22 protein-coding genes are annotated in these 19,592 nt (G+C 35.5%); 8 read left to right on the top strand and 14 right to left on the bottom strand.

All coding sequences use genetic code 11. The annotated features are described in order from the left end of the window. Window positions 1-157 precede the first annotated feature (157 nt). The gene (locus tag F0362_RS14600) at window positions 158-595 is read left to right on the top strand and encodes a YndM family protein (protein ID WP_001013100.1); all 438 of its coding nucleotides are present in this window, start codon (window positions 158-160) and stop codon (window positions 593-595) included. Window positions 596-723: 128 nt separating this feature from the next. Here the strand turns inward: F0362_RS14600 and F0362_RS14605 are convergent, their stop codons facing one another. From F0362_RS14605 to F0362_RS14615, 3 genes are read right to left on the bottom strand one after another with little or no spacing between them, the layout of a single operon-like run. Continuing rightward, window positions 724-1,254, bottom strand: coding sequence for a cysteine hydrolase family protein (locus F0362_RS14605; protein ID WP_000709520.1), 531 nt, complete (start codon window positions 1,252-1,254; stop codon window positions 724-726). Window positions 1,255-1,295: 41 nt separating this feature from the next. Beyond that, window positions 1,296-1,835, bottom strand: a complete 540-nt coding sequence (locus F0362_RS14610) for a GNAT family N-acetyltransferase (protein ID WP_000898791.1) — start codon at window positions 1,833-1,835, stop codon at window positions 1,296-1,298. A 9-nt stretch (window positions 1,836-1,844) separates the two neighbouring features. Beyond that, window positions 1,845-2,111: a YfzA family protein gene (locus F0362_RS14615; RefSeq protein ID WP_225988035.1), complete on the bottom strand. Its 267-nt coding sequence runs from the start codon at window positions 2,109-2,111 to the stop codon at window positions 1,845-1,847. Between the two features lie 141 nt (window positions 2,112-2,252). Between F0362_RS14615 and F0362_RS14620 the strand changes: the two genes are divergently transcribed. Continuing rightward, the gene (locus F0362_RS14620; protein WP_000987481.1) at window positions 2,253-2,774 is read left to right on the top strand and encodes a kinase; all 522 of its coding nucleotides are present in this window, start codon (window positions 2,253-2,255) and stop codon (window positions 2,772-2,774) included. 39 nt (window positions 2,775-2,813) lie between these two features. Here F0362_RS14620 and F0362_RS14625 read toward each other — a convergent pair whose 3' ends face one another. The 4 genes from F0362_RS14625 to F0362_RS14640 all read right to left on the bottom strand — a co-directional run bounded on the left by F0362_RS14625 (window position 2,814) and on the right by F0362_RS14640 (window position 6,296). After that, on the bottom strand, window positions 2,814-3,479 hold the full coding sequence (locus F0362_RS14625; RefSeq protein ID WP_000206092.1) for a hypothetical protein: 666 nt from the start codon (window positions 3,477-3,479) through the stop codon (window positions 2,814-2,816). A gap of 52 nt (window positions 3,480-3,531) precedes the next feature. Continuing rightward, complete coding sequence (locus F0362_RS14630) at window positions 3,532-3,954, bottom strand: SMI1/KNR4 family protein (RefSeq protein ID WP_000665933.1); 423 nt, start codon at window positions 3,952-3,954, stop codon at window positions 3,532-3,534. A gap of 204 nt (window positions 3,955-4,158) precedes the next feature. Beyond that, window positions 4,159-5,589 (bottom strand): cell wall-binding protein EntB, encoded by a 1,431-nt coding sequence (entB, locus tag F0362_RS14635; RefSeq protein ID WP_149889848.1) that lies wholly within the window; start codon window positions 5,587-5,589, stop codon window positions 4,159-4,161. 215 nt (window positions 5,590-5,804) lie between these two features. Continuing rightward, the gene (locus tag F0362_RS14640) at window positions 5,805-6,296 is read right to left on the bottom strand and encodes a hypothetical protein (RefSeq protein WP_000077241.1); all 492 of its coding nucleotides are present in this window, start codon (window positions 6,294-6,296) and stop codon (window positions 5,805-5,807) included. 180 nt (window positions 6,297-6,476) lie between these two features. Between F0362_RS14640 and F0362_RS14645 the strand changes: the two genes are divergently transcribed. Beyond that, window positions 6,477-6,857, top strand: coding sequence for a VOC family protein (locus tag F0362_RS14645; protein ID WP_000687538.1), 381 nt, complete (start codon window positions 6,477-6,479; stop codon window positions 6,855-6,857). Between the two features lie 51 nt (window positions 6,858-6,908). Further along, a complete protein-coding gene (locus F0362_RS14650) occupies window positions 6,909-7,394 on the top strand; it encodes a GNAT family N-acetyltransferase (protein WP_001171007.1) in 486 nt (161 codons plus the stop codon). 99 nt (window positions 7,395-7,493) lie between these two features. Here F0362_RS14650 and F0362_RS14655 read toward each other — a convergent pair whose 3' ends face one another. The 3 genes from F0362_RS14655 to F0362_RS14665 all read right to left on the bottom strand — a co-directional run bounded on the left by F0362_RS14655 (window position 7,494) and on the right by F0362_RS14665 (window position 10,021). Continuing rightward, complete coding sequence (locus F0362_RS14655; protein WP_000335421.1) at window positions 7,494-8,039, bottom strand: NADPH-dependent FMN reductase; 546 nt, start codon at window positions 8,037-8,039, stop codon at window positions 7,494-7,496. A gap of 287 nt (window positions 8,040-8,326) precedes the next feature. After that, window positions 8,327-8,863 carry a DinB family protein gene (locus tag F0362_RS14660; RefSeq protein ID WP_149889849.1) on the bottom strand — a complete coding sequence of 179 codons (537 nt, stop codon included), beginning with the start codon at window positions 8,861-8,863 and terminating at the stop codon, window positions 8,327-8,329. A 111-nt stretch (window positions 8,864-8,974) separates the two neighbouring features. Beyond that, complete coding sequence (locus F0362_RS14665) at window positions 8,975-10,021, bottom strand: DUF2332 domain-containing protein (protein WP_001259294.1); 1,047 nt, start codon at window positions 10,019-10,021, stop codon at window positions 8,975-8,977. Between the two features lie 376 nt (window positions 10,022-10,397). Here F0362_RS14665 and F0362_RS14670 point away from each other — a divergent pair, with 376 nt between their 5' ends. Continuing rightward, window positions 10,398-11,900: a malate:quinone oxidoreductase gene (locus F0362_RS14670; RefSeq protein WP_000069153.1), complete on the top strand. Its 1,503-nt coding sequence runs from the start codon at window positions 10,398-10,400 to the stop codon at window positions 11,898-11,900. Between the two features lie 61 nt (window positions 11,901-11,961). Here F0362_RS14670 and lsrB read toward each other — a convergent pair whose 3' ends face one another. From lsrB to F0362_RS14690, 4 genes are read right to left on the bottom strand one after another with little or no spacing between them, the layout of a single operon-like run. Further along, entirely contained in the window at window positions 11,962-13,005 is a 1,044-nt protein-coding gene (gene lsrB, locus F0362_RS14675; RefSeq protein WP_000823645.1) for an autoinducer 2 ABC transporter substrate-binding protein LsrB, read from the bottom strand. Beyond that, window positions 13,002-13,991 carry an ABC transporter permease gene (locus F0362_RS14680; RefSeq protein WP_000683486.1) on the bottom strand — a complete coding sequence of 330 codons (990 nt, stop codon included), beginning with the start codon at window positions 13,989-13,991 and terminating at the stop codon, window positions 13,002-13,004. Before F0362_RS14680 ends, lsrB begins: the two co-directional genes overlap by 4 nt. Then, entirely contained in the window at window positions 13,988-14,941 is a 954-nt protein-coding gene (locus tag F0362_RS14685; protein WP_149889850.1) for an ABC transporter permease subunit, read from the bottom strand. Before F0362_RS14685 ends, F0362_RS14680 begins: the two co-directional genes overlap by 4 nt. Next, the gene (locus F0362_RS14690) at window positions 14,938-16,419 is read right to left on the bottom strand and encodes a sugar ABC transporter ATP-binding protein (protein WP_000427975.1); all 1,482 of its coding nucleotides are present in this window, start codon (window positions 16,417-16,419) and stop codon (window positions 14,938-14,940) included. The genes F0362_RS14685 and F0362_RS14690 overlap by 4 nt, the downstream gene beginning before the upstream one ends. A gap of 270 nt (window positions 16,420-16,689) precedes the next feature. Between F0362_RS14690 and F0362_RS14695 the strand changes: the two genes are divergently transcribed. The 3 genes from F0362_RS14695 to F0362_RS14705 are packed head-to-tail and all read left to right on the top strand — an operon-like array spanning window position 16,690 to window position 19,590. Beyond that, window positions 16,690-17,640, top strand: coding sequence for a sugar-binding transcriptional regulator (locus tag F0362_RS14695; protein ID WP_002048403.1), 951 nt, complete (start codon window positions 16,690-16,692; stop codon window positions 17,638-17,640). After that, window positions 17,640-19,202, top strand: a complete 1,563-nt coding sequence (gene lsrK, locus F0362_RS14700; protein WP_000105708.1) for an autoinducer-2 kinase — start codon at window positions 17,640-17,642, stop codon at window positions 19,200-19,202. Before F0362_RS14695 ends, lsrK begins: the two co-directional genes overlap by 1 nt. A gap of 25 nt (window positions 19,203-19,227) precedes the next feature. Then, window positions 19,228-19,590 (top strand): cupin domain-containing protein, encoded by a 363-nt coding sequence (locus F0362_RS14705; RefSeq protein WP_001224016.1) that lies wholly within the window; start codon window positions 19,228-19,230, stop codon window positions 19,588-19,590. The last annotated feature ends 2 nt before the right edge of the window (window positions 19,591-19,592 follow it).

The following is a 19,592-nucleotide window of genomic DNA, read 5'->3' on the forward strand; positions in this document are numbered from 1 at the left end:
TGTCATATACTCTCATTTTACTATAACATTTTTTTGTTATTTTTTTAATATTTAGACATAAATTCGAACATGAAAAAGTTTTATTTAAATATATTAGTTACAATGTATGAACTCCTGAGTTTATTGCAAAACTATGTATAAATCGGAGGTGTAACTATTGAATGGTTTTACTGTAGTACTTATCAAATTCATATCATGCATTATCGCATTTAGTATCGGACTAGCTTTATTTTTCCCTGCAACGTTCGTCCAAATTATTTCATTCAGTCTTTTTGTGACAATCGTATCTTATATGTTCGTTGATAAAATTATTTTAAATCGCATTGGCAATACTGGTGCCATTATGACAGATTTCTTATTAGCGTATTTAAGCGTTTGGATTTTCGGTAATATTTTATTAGACAACTACATGCAAATTGCATGGGGAAGTATCCTTTCAGCGATTGTTTTCACATTATCAGAAGTAATTGTACATCGCTTCTCTAACTCACACACAAGACATCACAACGATAATATTCATATTAATCGCCGATTTGCATATGGTACGGAGTTTGCTGAAGAACAGAATGTATTGGATAAAGATAAGAAGAAGTAACATCTTGATGAAGGAGCTCCCTTTTTAATCATGTGGGCTCCTTTTTCTGTACTATCATTTCGGTACATGAAATTATATAGACTTACCAACAATATTTGATATGTTATCTTCAAATAAAAAACTGCCTCTTATTTAGAGGCAGCCACTTTCAAATCTTTTAACGTCACAACATCAGCAAACGCTCCAAACACTACGTTATGATGCTTCACAATATCTTCAGCACGTAACACATCTGTATCAAATGTACTATGTGCATCACTTACTAACGTTACTTTATACCCTTCACTACATGCTCTGCGCGTTGTCGTATCCACACAGTACTCTGTTTGCATGCCTGAAATAATAACATGTTCAATTCCTTTTTCTTGTAACACTTCGTTTAAGTTTGTTTTATGGAATGAATCTGGCGTCGTCTTTTCAACGATACTATCACCCTCTTTTGGTGCAATTGCCGCATGCACCTCCCAGCCATCTGTCCCTTTTTCTAACGGGTGATCTTTTGGCCCGTTATGTTGGACATACATAACCGGAATATCATTTGAGCGACATTCCCCAATGAGTTCTTGTAATGTTTCTAAAAACTTTTCCCCATTATGTACTGGTATTCCTGCTGTATACATACCTGCTTGTACATCAATTACTATTAATGCTTTTTTCATTTCGCTCATCCCCTTTGTTTGTATAAGCCATTGGATATTCACTATAGTTGTTTATATTCTATCATCCAACAATCTTCTAATTTCCCCTCATGCAGTTCATGTTCCTTTAAAATCTTCACTTTTTTAAATCCGCATTTTTCATAACACTTTATCGCACGTTCATTATTTACTTTTGGATCCATTGCGATTGCTTCCGCCCCCACGTTCTCTACAATATATGTAATCGCTGCTTGAACGAGTTTTGTTCCGATTCCCTTTCCCCAAAAGGTCGGTTCTCCGATAAATTGATCCATCCCCCATATATTTTGCGATTCTTCATATCCATATAACGCTTTCCATTCAGAATCAACTTGGTACATTTGAATGTATCCGATCGGCACTTCATCAAATTCTATTAAACATCTTTTTTCATGGCTGTTTGGATTATGTATAAAATGAGTAAGCACCATTTCTACAGATTGCGGATTATCGCGTCCTTCGTAATACTGCAAAACTTCTGGGTCTGTTAACCATTTAGACATGATAGGTGCGTCATCTTCTATTACGTACCTAACCAATAAATCTCCTTTTTGAAAAAGCATGTGACACCTCTATTGTTCCTGTATATTTTTCTTTACTATTACATCTTTACTTGCACCTACTAGTGCATATGGTAGTAATGTTATCGCAAAAAATATTGTAAATACATTCAATTGCGAGATTTTATATGGTGTGAACCATTCCGTGAAAAATTGAGAATGTAAAACTCTATTAAAAAACTCTCCGCCCAGTCTAAAGTTTGGTTTCCATTCAGTAACATCACAAATAATAAAAATGAATTGTACAATTAAAAATGCCCCTAAATACCGAAACCAAATTCAATTCCAAATCGGCTGCACTTTATTTAATGTATCTTCCATCTAGCTCTCACCTTTTTTATTTCTATCATATTGATTATACACTTTCCTCACTTTATTTGTTAAAATTTTCTATACAATCAAAGATGTTGGGGGAAATATATGATGTCTAATCCTATACAAAAATCAACTTTAATTATCCTTCGGGGAAACTCCGCAAGTGGCAAAACAACAATCGCAAAGGAACTGCAAGAACATTTCGGGCAAGGTACACTATTAGTCTCACAAGATGTCGTGCGTAGAGATATGCTAAAAGTACACGACACAATGGGTAACTTATCTCATGATTTACTATTTGAAATTACAAAGTATGGAAAAGGAAAATGTGAATTTGTTATTTTAGAAGGTATTTTAAACAGTCGTAGATACGGTAATATGCTGAAAGAATTAATACACCACTTTGATGGAAACGCGTATACATACTACTTCGATTTATCATTAGAGGAAACGATCAGACGCCATAATACAAGAGAAAAACGAATTGAGTTTGGAGAGGATTCATTACGAAAATGGTACAATCCTCACGATACAATTGTAGTGAATAGGGAGACTGTTTTTACAGATGCTTTTACGCAAAAAGATATATTTCATGCGATTCTTAATGATGTAACGATACAAAAATAAGACCGACAGAATATGTCAGTCTTATTTTCGTTATGTACTTTATATTTTGGTTTTTATAATTGAACAATCTTTACATAAATAAAAATATATATTCATTTCCCCGAACTGGAAATCAACTACTGAAATAAGTTTCCGTTCCTTAATATCTTGTGTAATTGTAGCAACATACTTCATTTCTTTAGAGCAAGTTGGACATGCAAAATCCTCTGGAAGATCTTCATATAATGGTGCCCCTAATAATCTACAAACATATTCTGAACCGAACAAGTCAAAAGCTTCCCAGTAACTATTCTCATCAGTAGGTATATCTTCATTTTTCATATTTATAAGCTTTACAGTTGTTTTTGGTAATGAAACTGGAAGCTTATCTTCCTCTTCCATTACCCATTCTTCTGTATTTTCTTGCCGTATAATTTGAACTGTTTTACCTCCATTACTTAATTGGAAATATTGTGGCTCCCACACCATTGCACAATTCAAGCATGAAACTAATGGTAAAATATTTAGTTCTCCACTTTTAAGTTCAGCAAGCCGCTCATCATTCAAATCAAAACAAATGATTTGGTGCATCTTCTCACCACATAACTTACATACTGGTAAATGACAATCTTGATCGCCGAAATAATGATTATACAAATCTTTCCCTTCGATTACTCTATACCCTTTCTTTTCATTGCAATATGCGCCATATAATTCCGTTGTCATATTCCATCCTCGCTTTATATAAATGTGATCCACCATATTATATTAATTAACACTAAAAAGCATCGTCTTCCTGCATAGTTTCTATAATAAATCCTTTTAAATTTCGGGCTATTTCTTCCCTTTCCGCATCTTCGTGATACCAAATATATATTTCATCACAAACTATTCCGTTATGTATTTTAAAGCACAATTTATCCCCTGAACCATCGTCACCAATTATCATAAGGTCTTCAGATATATATTCATCTCTCAACTCAATATTTTGTCTAACTACATCATCCCAAGTTTTTGCTACATTTTTATTATCTTTAATAGGATATAATATCCATTCCCCTATTTCAGCGTTATTTACTAATTTAAAAAGATCTCTATATTGTGCTGGGAAAACAACACCTAACTTTTCTTCGGTTTCTTTTATATACAATTCAAATACACCTTGTTTCTTTGTTTCAATAATTTCTCTTACTTCTTTCATACAATACACCTATCCTTTGAACTTAATTACACGAATATGAGTGAAAGTGCTTAGCAAATAATTTAATTTATATATTTCATTATATATTAACCCTTCGTTGCCATCATACTGTTCTTGTCAATTTCTCAATGAATCACACTAACTCAAAAAATAAAAGCCAGCCTCAATAAAGAGAACTGACTTCTATCTAGATAACTATATATATTATAGAATTTTCACTTTAACGGTTTGTCTTCCCCAATTCATAGCTTTACTTTTTGACCCCATTAAAACATCAATGCGATTACCTTTAATTGCACTTCCGGTATCTCCAGCGATAGCTTCTCCATAACCTTCTACCCATACTTTAGATCCTAAAGGAATTACTTTCGGATCAACTGCAATAATTCTCATATTCGGATTAGCCGTTAAATCATGCCCCATCGCAGTTAAAACGCGTCCACCATATGTACCATTTTCACTTGGATCAGCAGTATATGCTGTCGCTACTACCGTTAATTCACGTTTAGCAGACTGTGTGTTATTTTTAGATTCTTCTTTTGCTTTCGCTTCTTCTTTAGCCTTTTCTATTTCTCGAGCTTTCGCTTCTTCCTTAGCCCTTGCTATTTCTTGGGCTTTCGCTTCTTCCTTAGCCCTTGCTATTTCTTGGGCTTTTGCTTCTTCCTTAGCCTTTGCTATTTCTTGGGCTTTTGCTTCTTCCTTAGCCCTTGCTATTTCTTGGGCTTTTGCTTCTTCTTTAGCCTTTGCTATTTCTTGGGCTTTCGCTTCTTCTTTAGCCTTTGCTATTTCTTGGGCTTTCGCTTCTTCTTTAGCCTTTGCTATTTCTTGGGCTTTCGCTTCTTCTTTAGCCTTTGCTATTTCTTGGGCTTTCGCTTCTTCTTTAGCCTTTGCTATTTCTTGGGCTTTCGCTTCTTCCTTAACTTTTTCTACCTCTTTTACTTTTGCTTCTTCCTTAGCCTTTGCTATTTCTTGTACTTTTGTTTCTTCTTTAGGCTTCGCTATTTCTTGCACTTTCTTTTCTTCCTTACCTTTTGCTACTTCTTGTACTTTTACTTCTTCCAGCATTTTTGTTGTTTCTTTTGTTTTTGCTATTTCCTGTATTTTTGCTACTTTCTGCGTTTTGGCTTCTTCCTTAGCTTTTACCGCTTTTTGTACTTTCGCTACTTGCTTCGTTTTCTCTCCAGCTTTCTTTTCACTTGGTGCTGTACTTGATAGGAAAGAAACATTTGCATAAGCTGTTTTTCCTTTATACTCAAATTGTAGCCATCCGTCTTTTGCTTGATGCGTTGATTCAATTACATCATCTTTTTTCAGTCTACCAAGAATTTCTGATTCTGTGTTTGCTTCAGAGCGTACATTTAACAAGTTTGCTGTTACATGATAAATATCTTTTGTAAACTCCGAACTTACAAACAATTCTTTACCATTTAAATCAATTTTTGACCATCCTTCTTCGGTATTTATTACTTTTAACTTTTGTCCTTCTTTTACTTTTTCGATAACTTTTGATTCCGTAGTTGGCTTTTCACGTACGTTGAGTACATCCGCTGTTACGATCGTTTCTGCGATAGCAGATGTAGTAAAAGCCCCCAATCCAAAAACTGTTGCTGTTGCTGCGCCAATTATTTTTTTCATATTAGCCTCCATTGCTTTTTTTGGGTTTTATGAAATGCTCCCATAAAATTAGGTAATTTCACGGAATATCAAAACATTTGCAACGATATATTTATACTGCCTAATATACCGTTATTAAAACCCTTTACTCCAATAGTATCAAATTCTCATTTTTAATTCTATAAATTATCAATCTCTTTATCTTATATAAACGTTTCTAATCCTTTTTCTTTTTACTAAATAGTCGTTGCAATTCCTGCCAGAAATAAACTTACAATTGCTAAAAATGAAGTACCGACTATAGCCCCTCTTAAATGGAACATGTAATCTTTATATCCCTTCATCCCATCCGTACAAGGAATAACAACAAACCTCGGAGTAATCCAGCAAAAAATAAGCCAATCAATTATAATTAAATCTACTAAATTGAAGATCATTAAAATGCCTAAAGTATGTAAATAAGCTTCAATATACAATAATTTTTCTTGTTGATGTAGTATATATGTAGAAACGAAAGGAGTACCGAAAAGAATTATATTGTATGCAATATTAAAGTAAATCGTTTGCTTTTTTTCATGAATTGATTTCGGAAGAACTACCTTTTGAATATCTTTCGGATAATCATTTAATGATAGACGAGGATTATAATATACAGACCCCAATATCATTACGGAAAGTACAATAGACATAATGACACCAGCGTACATCATTTGCTCAAATTGACTCATAAGCCTCATTCACCCTTTTCTGTAATTCCTATGTAAGTCATTCACTTAATTACACATTGTATGTACGGACACAACTAAAAATTAAAAATTATCTTTTTTGCCAAATCAAATCCCTTGTAATATAAATACAGTTTTTATACAGTGAAAGCCTAATTAGTACAGATAGGATTGGTGGAACCTATGAAAATTGAACATATCGCAATTTGGGTAAATGATTTAGAATTAATGCGTGATTTTTATATAAAATACTTTAACGGTAAATCAAACTCTTTATATCATAATGAAGCGAAACAATTTGAATCTTATTTTATTACGTTCGAATCTGGAGCAAGGATCGAACTAATGCGTAAAAAAGGTATAGAAAACCAGCCTAACCTTCATATAACTGGCTATGCACATATGGCTTTTTCTGTCGGTAGTGAAGAACGTGTAAATACATTTACTACAACATTACAAGATGATGGTTACCCTTTATTAAGTGGACCTCGTTTCACTGGAGATGGATATTACGAAAGTGTGATAGGCGATCCGGAAGGTAATCAAATTGAAATTACGATTTAGCTTACTTTTTCTTTTCTGAAGAACAAATAAAAATTGGTTTGGAGGAATATTATGCAAAAGCTATATTTTACTAAATATGGAGCAACAGATTTCAATCAATATTTCCAACTCGTATCAAATGAAGAAGTGATGGCGCAAATTACCGAGCGTGCCATTCCGTTAGATGAGGCACAAAATGACTTTGAAAAATTGTTAAAGCGCAACGAAAAGCATCGGCTATTTGGCTCCTATAAAGTGTATGACTCTATTACAAATGAATATATCGGCCTTGGACACGTTACACTCAGTGAGGAAAATGAAAAAGAGGCTGAAATTGGTTATATGATTTTGCCAGGATACTGGGGAAAGAGATATGGTAGTGCGATTGCAAAGGAATTAATGCATATAGCGAAGCAAACAGAAGTAAACGTATTAAAAGCAATTATTGATCCGAATAATATCCCCTCTCGTAAAATATTATTAAACTTCGGTTTTACATCTGAAAAAGTTTGCGAGATTGATGGATTGCCTGGGGAGATTTTGAGTACATATATTTAACTATATAAAAAAGCAGTGCTACATTTGAACTAACCGTAGCATTGCTTTTATCTTTTATTATTATAAAAGTCCATTTTCACTTTAATACGAACTAAATCATTATTTCTTTATCTCGTCTACTACACTTTGAACTAAAGAGATAAGAGCTTCCTTTGTATCCTCATCTGTTACCTTTGCATCATTACTAAATTTAGTGCGCGCTGATGAGATTAATAGCGAACCATTTTGAACGACAATTGTATCTAGCATACCTAGCGTAAGTAATAATGATTCATGAGCTTTATCCCCTCCAGCAATCGACGGTGAAGCTGTTATAATAGCAACTGGCTTTTTATAAAGTTCCGCTGATGAAACAAGCCATTCTAATGCATTCTTCAAAACTCCTGGAATACTTTTTGCGTACTCTGGTGTACAAATAATAAGTGCATGTGCCTCACTTAATGTCTTTCGAAATTTTTCAACAACAATCGGTGCTCCAACTCGATCTACATCCGGATTAAAATGAGGTAGTTCCCCTATCCCATTATAAATAGTGTAATCTATACCTTCTGGAATAAATGCTGCTAAAGTTTTTAATACGTTTGTGTTGGATGACCCTTCCCTAATACTTCCTGAAATCGCTATGACCCTTTTGTATTTACACATATGATCCCCCTAAGAACATCATACTGATACAGCCATAGAAAAATCAAAAATATTGAATCATTTAACAAATGTACATCCGTTAAATTTGTTTACATAATAATATTATGAGTATAAAAAACGAATCAGTTATTACTTTCACCGTTTTTCATTTAGTCTCTACATACCACGCACTATTCCACCACCGAAAGTAAAACTTTCTCAAGCTCTTTTTTAGACAACATACTATCGTTTATATACACTTGGTATGCATTTCTTCCTTCTTTTGCAGGTACTACTATTTTTTTATTTTAACATGCTGGATATGCATTAGAACCCAAATAACGTTCTTTTATAATTTGACGATGATGAAGCTCATGACTAGCGATAATGTTTGCTAATGCAAGAACCGTGACTTCAGAATTGTTCGCGATTCCCCTTTGTAACCAGGCTTCTTTATCTAAACTTTTAAGCAAATGCACAGTAGATTGGCGAACAACTATTAAATTCTCAAGAAGATCTTGCATAGATTGCTTATCAAAAGCTGCTCTAAGAACATACATATCATCGTTATATCCAGGAAGTTCTGCTGTCTCGCCTCTTGCTATGGAAAGCAATCGATATGCCATAATACGTTCAGTATCCACAATATGACCGATTACTTCTTTTATACTCCATTTATTAGGAGCATATCGAAAATGTCCCTCACTATCAGAAATATCTTTCAATAAAAGATTTGTTTCCTTCATTTGTTGCTCTAGAATACGTATGATATCTCCATTTGGTATTAAATTTATGTACGTTGAATAATACGGATTATATTCATTTGCGTCTGGTCTCTTTTGCATGCTTATCATCCTTTTTATCTTATCTTTATATACAACTTATCATAAAGTATTATCATATTAATCAGATAATTTAAATTCTAAAACAAAAGGTCCCCTTCCTATAGAATTACATTAACAAAGCGACTCATCCCCAAGCTTCCAACTAAACCATCTCCCATGCCCTTCCGTTTCCCCAACAGTTTCACGATATTCGTTTCCGTTAATATAATAATCAATATGAAGATCACGATCCCACATGTTGTTATATAGGTGGAATACATCACGTTTTGCACCAATTTCTTTCATTTGTTTTTCTAGCGTATGTTTTACATTTTCAGGTATTTGGTTTGCCACATGTGTATGGAAAATACAAATAACAGCATCTTCCCTTATTTGATTTACAATGGCCGGAAGAAGCGCTACACCGTCCCCTTCAATTAATTGCACTGATTTTTCTTTTACAAGCGTCGCTGCTTGGTCAAACATTTCAAGCCTTTCTTTATGTTCTGGCCAAATGAGTGCACGTAGCCATAAATAATTTTCCTCATTATGTAAATCATTCACATGTAAATCAAGCCCGATTCTTTCTACGACAGGCGGACTTTGTTTTAGAAAACGCGGCACATTCTCCCCTCTTATTTCAGAAGTTACATGCACATTTGAATTTACATTTCCGTACATTTCATCCGTTCCGTACGAATAACGGTATTGGTCCCAGAACAATTGTAATCCAGAGCTTGTCCCAATTTCAATTAATGCTACTGGTTTATTCACTTTGTTAAATATGTAACAGAAACTTGGGTATAAGTATGCACACCTCCTTACTTCATTTGTTTGAACGAGTTTTGTTTGTAACAAAGTAATGATTTCTTCTCGGTATTCTTTACAGAAACCTTTAAAATAATCAAAAGCTTTATCTAAATTTGTTTCGGCATTTTCAACTAAACTACTATAATACGTTTTTAAATGATGTTCTTTCCCTGCAAGCAATAAATAATGTACTGCACCTAATAATAAGTTTGGGACTGGTTGACCTACCTGAGCATAGGACGATAGTGTAAGTACTTCCTCATCTTCAGCAATTTTCATTGATAAATATTCATATAAATCACTTGACCCTTTACATTCCTTTATTGAAAAGTTTCGAAATAAGTTTGAAATTTGCTCTTTTGTACGCATTAAAGTCCCTCCTTTTTTTCAGAATAATCTTACCATTACCGAGAGAAAAACCCCATAAAAAGGTACTCGATTTAGTCACTTAAGGATACGTAAGCTTTTTCGAGATAATTTCAAACTGTAATTTTTTTCTATTCATTAACTGAAAAGTGCTTGTTAAATAAGAATTTTGGCAAATAAAACGTTAAATAGTTTAAAATTATCAGATAACACTAGATATTTTAGTCTATTAATTATTATAATAGAGTATGAGATGGTTATATAATTGAGACAAAAAAGGTATACACCTAGGTGGGGCCTAGGCGGTGTTTCTCTTTTACGGCTTAGACATAGAAAACACCTACTCTTTTTTGCCAATATAGGGGATGGAGAGATTATCATGAGCAACATGCAGCAAAAAACAGACGTTATCTTAATTGGTGCAGGAATTATGAGTGCAACGTTAGGCTCATTACTAAAAGAATTAGCACCTGAATGGGAAATTAAAGTTTTTGAAAAACTCGCAAGTGCCGGGGAAGAAAGCTCTAACGAATGGAATAATGCAGGTACAGGGCATTCTGCGCTATGCGAACTGAACTATACTTCCGAAAAATCTGACGGATCTATAGATATTAGTAAGGCTGTAAAAGTGAATGAGCAATTCCAGCTTTCAAGACAATTTTGGGCATATCTTGTAAAAAGCAAATTAATTCGTAATCCACAAGATTTTATTATGCCACTTCCTCATATGAGTTTAGTAGAAGGGGAAAAAAATGTAGAGTTTCTAAAAAATCGTTTTGAAGCGCTTTCAAAAAATCCACTGTTTCAAGGAATGGAGTTTTCTGATGCTCCTGAAACATTAAAAAAATGGCTTCCTCTCATTATGGAAGGTCGTACATCTAATGAACCGATGGCTGCAACGAAGATTGACTCTGGAACAGATGTTAACTTCGGTGCATTAACACGTATGTTGTTTGATTACTTACAAACGAAAAATGTCGAGCTAAACTACAAACATAGTGTCGAAAATATTAAACGCACGAAAAATGGTTTGTGGGAAGTAAAAGTACACGATATGAATAGTGGTAAAATTGAGCATCATACTGCAAAATTTGTCTTTATCGGTGGCGGTGGCGGTAGCCTACCTCTACTACAAAAGACAGGTATTCCTGAATCAAAACATATCGGTGGATTCCCAGTAAGTGGACTATTTATGGTATGTAAAAATCAAAAAGTCATTGAGCAACATCATGCAAAAGTATACGGTAAAGCTAAAGTTGGTGCTCCGCCAATGTCTGTACCTCATCTGGATACGAGATATATAGATAATAAAAAAGCTTTACTGTTCGGACCGTTCGCAGGGTTCTCACCTAAATTCTTAAAAACTGGTTCAAATCTTGACTTAATCGGTTCTGTTAAACCGAATAACGTCTTAACGATGTTAGCTGCTGGTGTAAAAGAAATGGGACTTACAAAATACTTAATTCAGCAAGTTATGTTATCACATGAAAAACGTATGGAAGAATTACGCGAATTCATTCCGAACGCGAAAAGTGAAGATTGGGATATTGTAGTTGCTGGGCAACGTGTACAAGTAATTAAAGATACTGATGCTGGCGGTAAAGGTACACTTCAATTCGGCACAGAAGTTGTAAGTGCAGCTGACGGATCAATCGCTGCATTACTAGGTGCTTCACCAGGTGCTTCTACTGCCGTTCACGTCATGCTTGAAGTATTAGAAAAATGTTTCCCTGATCGTATATTAGGATGGGAAGAAAAAATAAAAGAAATGATTCCTTCTTATGGCATTTCTCTTACTGAAAATCCAAGACTATTCCAAGATTTACACACTTCAACTGGACGTACACTTGGATTAAACGAAAAAGAAACTGTTCATAATTAATGAATACATTCACAAAATGACATAATAAAAACGTCCGATATATTCGGACGTTTTTTCTTCATTAAAAATTATACTTATCAATATTATCTTTCGTAAAGACAACTCGCTCTGGTAATACGATAATTCCGTTTCCTTCTGCCTCATAGTCATATCCTTGTATGGAGTTAGGCTCTACTTTCACTTTTCCGATACCTTTTACTTCGAAGCTATCCCCTACTTTTAACTTCTTCCCTTTTACAACAATTTCATTTGCTACATATGTTGCGAGAGCCCCTTGCTGTTTTACATCCCATAATCCAAATTGTTGTACTGTTCCTCGTTTTACATAATCACGCATAACGTTCGGCGTAGAAAATCCAGTTACAACTACTTTTTTATCCATTTTTAAATTTTCTGCTGCTTGTGCCATTGCTGGAAGTGCTGTTGCATCTGGACAAATGACTGCGTTTATATCAGGATACGTTTTTAATATGTTCTCCCCTACTGACAAAGACTTTTGCGCATTATTTTCACCATACTGAGTCGTTACAATTTCCCAGTTCGGATATTTCTTTTTAATTATTTCTTTCGCCTTCGTTACCCATTGGTTTTGATCCGTTACAGTTGGACTTGAATAAAAGAATGCTACTTTTCCTTTATCTCCAATTTGCTTTGAAGTCATTTCAATCAATACATTAGCAAGTTGATCTGGTGTTCCTTGACTTATATAAAAAGAACGATCTTTCGGATTCACATCAGAATCCCACGTTAACACTGTCATCCCTTTTTTCTTAGCACGTTGCAGTGATTGTGATAGGCCGTCCACCGACGTAGAAGAAACCATTAGTGCATCATAGTTTTGGTTAATAAAATTGTTTATATATTTTACTTGTCCTGATACACTCGCTTCAGACGGTCCATCATATTTTACTTGTACACCTAGCTTATCCCCCATCTCTTTCGCGCCTTCACCACCTGATGTGAAGAAACCAACTCCAGTTAATTTCGGGATGAATGCAAATTTTACATCATCAGCCTTTTTCTTATCTGCTGTTTGACTAGAGCAAGCAATTAAACCGATTAAACAAATACATACAATAATAACAATCCCCAGTTTTCTCTTCATGACATTTCCCCCTTATGCAAATTTCTTCTTTTTCCCGCTAAGAATGGATGTACTTTGAAATGTCTCATAATAACTGAAAGAATAAGGATAATACCAATCACTACATTGGATTGTTCATTAGTTAAGCCTGTCATTTGCAAGCCATACTGCATTAGTCCTATAAATACACTCGCTAGTACAGTACCGATAATACTTCCTTTTCCCCCTGTAATAAGTGTCCCGCCTAATACGACTGCTGTAATGATCGGTAAAATTGTTTCACTTCCCATATCAGCACGTGCGGAACCAAAATATGCAGTTAAGAAAGCTCCCCCTAATCCACCTCCTAACCCAGAAATTATATAAGCGATGATGACTACTTTCTCCGTTTTGATTCCGGTGTATTTCGCTGCATTTTCGTTTGCGCCTGTTAATTTTACGTGGCGCCCATATATGGTACGATGAAACAATACAGTGCATAAAACAGTTAATACGATTAGGATCCATAATAGATTAGGTATTCCTACTAAACTACCATTTGCCAGTTGCACATACGCATCAGGTAAACCACTTATTCCTTCGTATCCAGAAGCGCCCGCACCTCCTGAAATGACGAGTGCAATTCCTCCGTATAAAAACATCGTTCCGAGTGTAACGACAAGTGGTTCTACACCTGTCATTTTTATAATGATTCCGTTTAAAGCGCCTGCTAAGCAACTTATTATTAGGGCGATTATGACAGCAAACAAAATAGGTATTCCGCTCATCCAAAGTACACCAATCAAAATCGAAGTGAGCCCCATTATTGAGCCGACCGATACATCAATTCCTCCTGTTACAATAACGAAAGTCATTGGTATCGCCGCGATTGCGATAAATAGGAAATCATTTGTACTAAAAAGGAGATTACTAACGTTGAAGAAATCACTATTTAGAAAACTAAAGAGAATGAATTCTATAAGAAGGAATACGATTAGAACACCTTCCCATCTGTAAACATGCTTCATATATTCATCCTCCTTTCTGCTCTCCACTTTTTCATTACACTGTCTAATATAATAATAAGTAATAGTAAAAATCCTGAAATAGCATTATTCCAAAATGCTGGTATTTTTAAAAAGACGAGTGAACTGCTTATTGCTTCTAAAAATAATGCACCTAATGCGGCCCCAAATATAGAACCTGTTCCCCCTTTTAAATGAATTCCTCCTAGCACAGCAGCTGCGATAACCTGTAGTTCTATTCCTGTACCTGTTTGATTTGGAACGAACCCGATATTCATAACAAAAATGCAACCAGCAAGTGCCGCACTTAAGCTCGATATAATAAACGCATTTATCTTCACTTTATTAACAGGTATCCCAATGAGTCTTGCACCATTTTCATTATCACCTACCGCATAAAAGTATCTTCCGTACGGCACTTTCATTAAAAAGAAATAGAGTAGTAGTAAAATAATAAGAACAATCCATACAGTTATCGGTAGACCAAGTATGACGATAGATGACAGCTGCTTAAAATCGTTTGGAATATCTTCAATCCACTTCCCGCCTGTGAAGATTAACGTTGCACCTCTAATAATTCCTAGCATGCCTAATGTCATAATAATGGCTGGTACCCGAAACTTCGCAACGCCAATCCCGTTTAAGAAACCGATAATAGTGCCAAGTATCATAGTAGCAACAATTGAAAAGAATGCACTATACCCGTTCGTTAACAACATTCCGCAAACCGCTGCGCTTAATCCCATAATCGAGCCAACTGATACGTCTATATTTTTCGTAAATAAGACGAAAGATTGGCCAATTGCTAGAACGACTAAAATAACGCTTGATTTCATCATTAAAGATAACGAGTTAAACTGAACAAAACTAGGATTTATCATTCCGACAATGGCTATATACATAAGTAGTAACAGTATGATAGACGTTTCGTGCATTTTATACATGCGTTTCATTCCGTTACACCCCCGTATGCAAGACGTGTAACTTCACCTACACTCATTTGTTCTTTCTCTAAATGAGAAACAAATTGACCATTTCGCATTACATATACACGGTTAGAAAATTGGACAATTTCCTCAATATCTGAAGAAATCATTAATATGGCGAGTCCTTCCCCTTTCATTTTTTCTATCGCCCCATACACTTCAAGTCTTGCTTTTGCATCAATTCCGCGCGTCGGTTCATCGAGAATAATAATTTTTGGGTTACATGCTAAATATTTCGCAAGCACGACTTTTTGCTGATTACCTCCTGATAAAGATGCCAGTTCTTCATTCATGTTTGGCACAACAATTCGAAACTGGTCTATATACGACTTCACTAAAGCGCTTTCTTTTTCTCGGCTAATAAAAAAACGATTATTTTGCTGTAAACATGCTGCTGTAATATTTTCTGTAACAGATGCGATTGAGAAAATCCCATTCCTCGCCCTATCCTCTGGCACATAAACGATTCCTTCGCCTAGCCTTTTATGCAAAGAAAATGTATCAATAGATTTTCCTTCTAATAAAATAGACCCTGTTTTTATAGATTTCAATCCAAATATCGCTTCTGCTAATTCAGTTCTACCTGATCCAACGATGCCAGCAATACCTACAATTTCTCCAGCGTGTACAGCGAATGATATATTTGAAAATGCGTGGCCAGTTACATTCGTTACTTCTAATATTTTTTTCGTCCTTTCTATCTCTTGAACTACTTCTCTTTTTTCTTCCTGTTTATATCCTTTTGGCAATAGTCCCTCCATCAGCATGTCATAAGTATAGTCACATACATCCCCTTGGCTTATAATCATTCCATCACGTAATATCGCTACTTTATTAGCAATTTCAAAGATTTCTGGAAAACGATGCGTAATGTATATCATCCCAATTCCTTTTTCTTGTAAACTTTTCATCAACACAAAAAGACTCTTCATTTCGTGAGTTGTTAATGTCGATGTTGGCTCATCTAAAATAAGAATCTCGGCTTCTCGTATTAATCCCCTAACGATTTCTACTAATTGTTGCTGCGCAATGGATAACGATGCTCCTAGCTCATAAAGGGCAATATCCCAACCTAAACTGTCCATTAATTGCTGAATCTTTACTTTCAGTTCCTTTTTCTTTCTGTTTAGCCCAATACATATATTTTCTTCAATAGTCATATGCGGAAAAATGAGTGGTTCTTGTGGTATTAAATACATACGTTCTCGATGTGCTTCTGACGGATTTGAAAATTGTTGCCTCTTTCCTTTTACATACATTTCTCCACTATCATACGAATATAACCCCGTTAATATTTTCATTAATGTTGATTTTCCAGCACCATTTCCCCCAACTAAAGCGTATATATCTCCACGCTCTACTTGTAAGTTCACTTCTTTTAGCACAAGTTGATTTGAAAACGCCTTACTCATTTTCTTTACTTGTAATAAGGGTATGTTCTCCACATGATGTCACCTGCCTTTATCCCGCTATTTACTACCCGTTCATGCCCGATTGGTGCGGGCTGAAAATCAGTGGAATGAATAAAACCCCCACTAATTACAGTTTCACTTTATGCAGAACATTTTTTGAGAAAATGATTATTTGTTCTACTTGTTTTGTAGCATTGTATATTCCTTTTTTCATATCTAGAACACTTTTTTCACCAGACGTTTCATCGTTTCAACTGGAATAAACAACATATGTGGCACATATGTTTAAGCATTGGTCAATTGTTGAAAGGGATGAAGAGTATGCCACAGCTGAACTTTGAAGAAAATTTGTTAACAAAAGTCGCTTGGTACTATTATAAAGATCAATTAACACAACAAGAAATCGCTTCACTTCTTCACATTTCAAGAAATAAAGTGGTTCGGTTATTAGATAAGGCGCGCAGTGAAGGAATCGTTACTTTTCACGTAAAAGGGACTGGTTTACACTGTTTGAGCATTGAGCGTGACCTAATGAAAAAATTCAACCTAAAAGATGCTTTCATTATCCCTACTCCAATAGACAATTATGCCACTTCTCTCGGAAAAGCTGCTGCACAATATTTAGAGACTCAGCTCCAGCAAGGCGATTTACTCGGTATTGGCTGGGGAGAAACGATTAGCAAAATGCTAGAAAACATTCATTTTGAAAGTTCTATTAATCTTTCAATCGTAACGCTAACAGGCGGAGTCAACCACTATCTCCCAAGAAAACAAAATTATTTACATTACATGCAAGGTGATCTTCATATTATCCCCACTCCTTTTCTTGCATCTACTACTGAAATGGCAAAAAGTATTTTATCAGAACCGAGTGTGAAAGATATGCTTCATGTCGCTTCACTTGCACAAACGGCAGTTGTCGGTATTGGAGGGTTATCTCAAGATGCTACCATTGTGAGAGAAGAAAAATTAACACTACGTGAAATGACATATATTCGTAGCCAAAACGGTACTGGCGATATTTTAGGACAGTTTTATAATACGAATGGCGATTTATTGGAGCTTCCGCATCACAATCGTCTTATTGGCACGCCGCTCTCTATTCTTCGCAATATGAAACATGTCATTGGTGTTGCTGGAGGTACAGAAAAGATAGATGCAATTTATGGTGCCTTAAAAGGAAAGTTCATTCATACATTAATTACAGATGAGGAAACAGCCCTCTCCTTATTACGAAAGGATGGTGATTGTTAATGTCTACTTTATTAGCTTTTGATGCTGGTACGGGAAGTATTCGAGCTGTACTTTTTGATTTACTCGGTAATCAAATTGCGGTCAGTCAAAAAGAATGGGTTCATAAAACCGACCCTCTTTACCCAGGCTCTATGAATTTTGATGTAATTGAAAACTGGGAGCTAGTACAACAGTGCACGAAAGAAGTTCTACAAAAAAGTAATGTCTCTCCTTCTTCTATTCAAGCTATTAGCGCTACTAGTATGCGAGAAGGTTTTGTTTTATATGATAAAGATGGGCAAGAAATATGGGCTTGTGCAAATGTTGATGGGCGCGCATCCGCTGAAGTTAGTGAACTAAAAGAAATTCGGTCACATCTTGAAGAAGATTTATATACAAGATCTGGGCAAACTTTTTCATTAGGGGCTTTACCTCGCCTACTTTGGATTAAAAAACATGAACCTGAAGTCTATAGCAATATTCATTCTTTTACGATGTTAAATGATTGGATTTTATATAAATTAAGCGGCGTACTGCAAATCGACCCTTCAAACGGTTGTACGTCCGGAATTTTTGATTTACACAATAGAACTTGGGATAACGATGTCGCTAAAGAGTGCGGGATAACTTTACCGTTTTCACCAAAAGTAAATGAAGCTGGCACCGTGATTGGTAATGTTACAAAAGAGTGTGCAGCATTAACTGGTTTACGCGAAGGAATTCCTGTAATCGCCGGGGGGGGAGATGCTCAAATGGCATCACTCGGAACTGGAGTCGTGAAGCCTAATCAAACATTAATATGCGGGGGCAGCTTTTGGCAACAAGAAGTGAATATTACTAAACCAATAACAGATCCGCATGCTGCGATTCGCGTAAATTGCCACGTCGTTCCAAACCTATGGCAATATGAAACGATTGCCTTTTTCCCAGGTCTCGTTATGCGCTGGTTTCGAGATGCCTTTTGCCAAGAAGAAAAGAAACTTGCAGAAAAACTCGGTGTAGATGCTTATGAATTGTTAGAAGAACAAGCGAAAGACGTACCGGTCGGTTCACATGGCATTATCCCTACTTTTTCAAACGTCATGAACTACATTTCTTGGCGTCATGCCGCACCTTCTTTTTTAAATTTAAGCTTAGATGCTGACAAATGTGGAAAAAAAGAAATGTTCCGCGCTATCGAAGAAAATGCCGCCTTCGTTACACTTGGTAACTTAAAGTTAATAGAAAATCTAACTGGTACGTTCCCTTCTGAAGTTATTTTTGCTGGCGGCGCCGCTAAAGGAAAACTTTGGCCACAAATTCTTTCAGACGTACTCGGAATTCCTGTTAAAGTACCTGTTGTGAAAGAAGCAGCTGCTTTAGGAACTGCGATTGCTGCTGGTGTTGGTGTTGGCATATATTCATCTATAGGAGAGACTGCCGAACAGTTTGTACAGTGGGAAAACACATTCGAACCAGTTACTGAAAATCACGAACTATATAAGGCGTTCTATGAAACTTGGAAAACTGTGTATGACAGTCAGCTCACTTTAGCTGATATAGGACTTACATCACATATGTGGATCGCACCAGGTGCACTGTAACACATTACATAAAGGAGTGAAATGTATGCGAAAAGCGAATGAAAATGATTTCTCCTATCGCTTCGGTGATAACGGGCCGAAATATTTAATACAAGGTCCAAATATTGATCTTGGCCTTGTTGTCATTCAGCCTGGGCAAGAGTTTCAAAATCATTACCATACAACATGCGAGGAAGTCTTTTATGCATTAGAAGGAGAAATAGACTTCTATGTAAATAATGAAAGAGTTCCAATTAAACAAGGTGATGTCTTACAAGTTCGTCCTCATGAATCTCATTATCTTATTAACCATTCTGACAAACCTTTTAAAGCTGTTTTTATAAAGTCACCACATTTACCAAATAAAGATACTGTACAAACAGAAAATCCAACTTTAACGAAGGAGTGATT

The organism is Bacillus sp. BS98, assembly GCF_008432245.1.
Lineage (GTDB): Bacteria > Bacillota > Bacilli > Bacillales > Bacillaceae_G > Bacillus_A > Bacillus_A toyonensis.

Excerpts from the sequence above, each read along its gene's own strand:
- F0362_RS14605 (WP_000709520.1), bottom strand. The coding sequence starts at position 1,254 with ATGAAAAAAGCATTAATAGTAATTGATGTACAAGCAGGTATGTATACA.
- F0362_RS14610 (WP_000898791.1), bottom strand. The coding sequence starts at position 1,835 with ATGCTTTTTCAAAAAGGAGATTTATTGGTTAGGTACGTAATAGAAGAT.
- F0362_RS14620 (WP_000987481.1), top strand. The coding sequence starts at position 2,253 with ATGATGTCTAATCCTATACAAAAATCAACTTTAATTATCCTTCGGGGA.
- F0362_RS14625 (WP_000206092.1), bottom strand. The coding sequence starts at position 3,479 with ATGACAACGGAATTATATGGCGCATATTGCAATGAAAAGAAAGGGTAT.
- F0362_RS14630 (WP_000665933.1), bottom strand. The coding sequence starts at position 3,954 with ATGAAAGAAGTAAGAGAAATTATTGAAACAAAGAAACAAGGTGTATTT.
- entB (WP_149889848.1), bottom strand. The coding sequence starts at position 5,589 with ATGAAAAAAATAATTGGCGCAGCAACAGCAACAGTTTTTGGATTGGGG.
- F0362_RS14640 (WP_000077241.1), bottom strand. The coding sequence starts at position 6,296 with ATGAGTCAATTTGAGCAAATGATGTACGCTGGTGTCATTATGTCTATT.
- F0362_RS14645 (WP_000687538.1), top strand. The coding sequence starts at position 6,477 with ATGAAAATTGAACATATCGCAATTTGGGTAAATGATTTAGAATTAATG.
- F0362_RS14650 (WP_001171007.1), top strand. The coding sequence starts at position 6,909 with ATGCAAAAGCTATATTTTACTAAATATGGAGCAACAGATTTCAATCAA.
- F0362_RS14655 (WP_000335421.1), bottom strand. The coding sequence starts at position 8,039 with ATGTGTAAATACAAAAGGGTCATAGCGATTTCAGGAAGTATTAGGGAA.
- F0362_RS14660 (WP_149889849.1), bottom strand. The coding sequence starts at position 8,863 with ATGCAAAAGAGACCAGACGCAAATGAATATAATCCGTATTATTCAACG.
- F0362_RS14665 (WP_001259294.1), bottom strand. The coding sequence starts at position 10,021 with ATGCGTACAAAAGAGCAAATTTCAAACTTATTTCGAAACTTTTCAATA.
- F0362_RS14670 (WP_000069153.1), top strand. The coding sequence starts at position 10,398 with ATGAGCAACATGCAGCAAAAAACAGACGTTATCTTAATTGGTGCAGGA.
- lsrB (WP_000823645.1), bottom strand. The coding sequence starts at position 13,005 with ATGAAGAGAAAACTGGGGATTGTTATTATTGTATGTATTTGTTTAATC.
- F0362_RS14680 (WP_000683486.1), bottom strand. The coding sequence starts at position 13,991 with ATGAAGCATGTTTACAGATGGGAAGGTGTTCTAATCGTATTCCTTCTT.
- F0362_RS14685 (WP_149889850.1), bottom strand. The coding sequence starts at position 14,941 with ATGAAACGCATGTATAAAATGCACGAAACGTCTATCATACTGTTACTA.
- lsrK (WP_000105708.1), top strand. The coding sequence starts at position 17,640 with ATGTCTACTTTATTAGCTTTTGATGCTGGTACGGGAAGTATTCGAGCT.
- F0362_RS14705 (WP_001224016.1), top strand. The coding sequence starts at position 19,228 with ATGCGAAAAGCGAATGAAAATGATTTCTCCTATCGCTTCGGTGATAAC.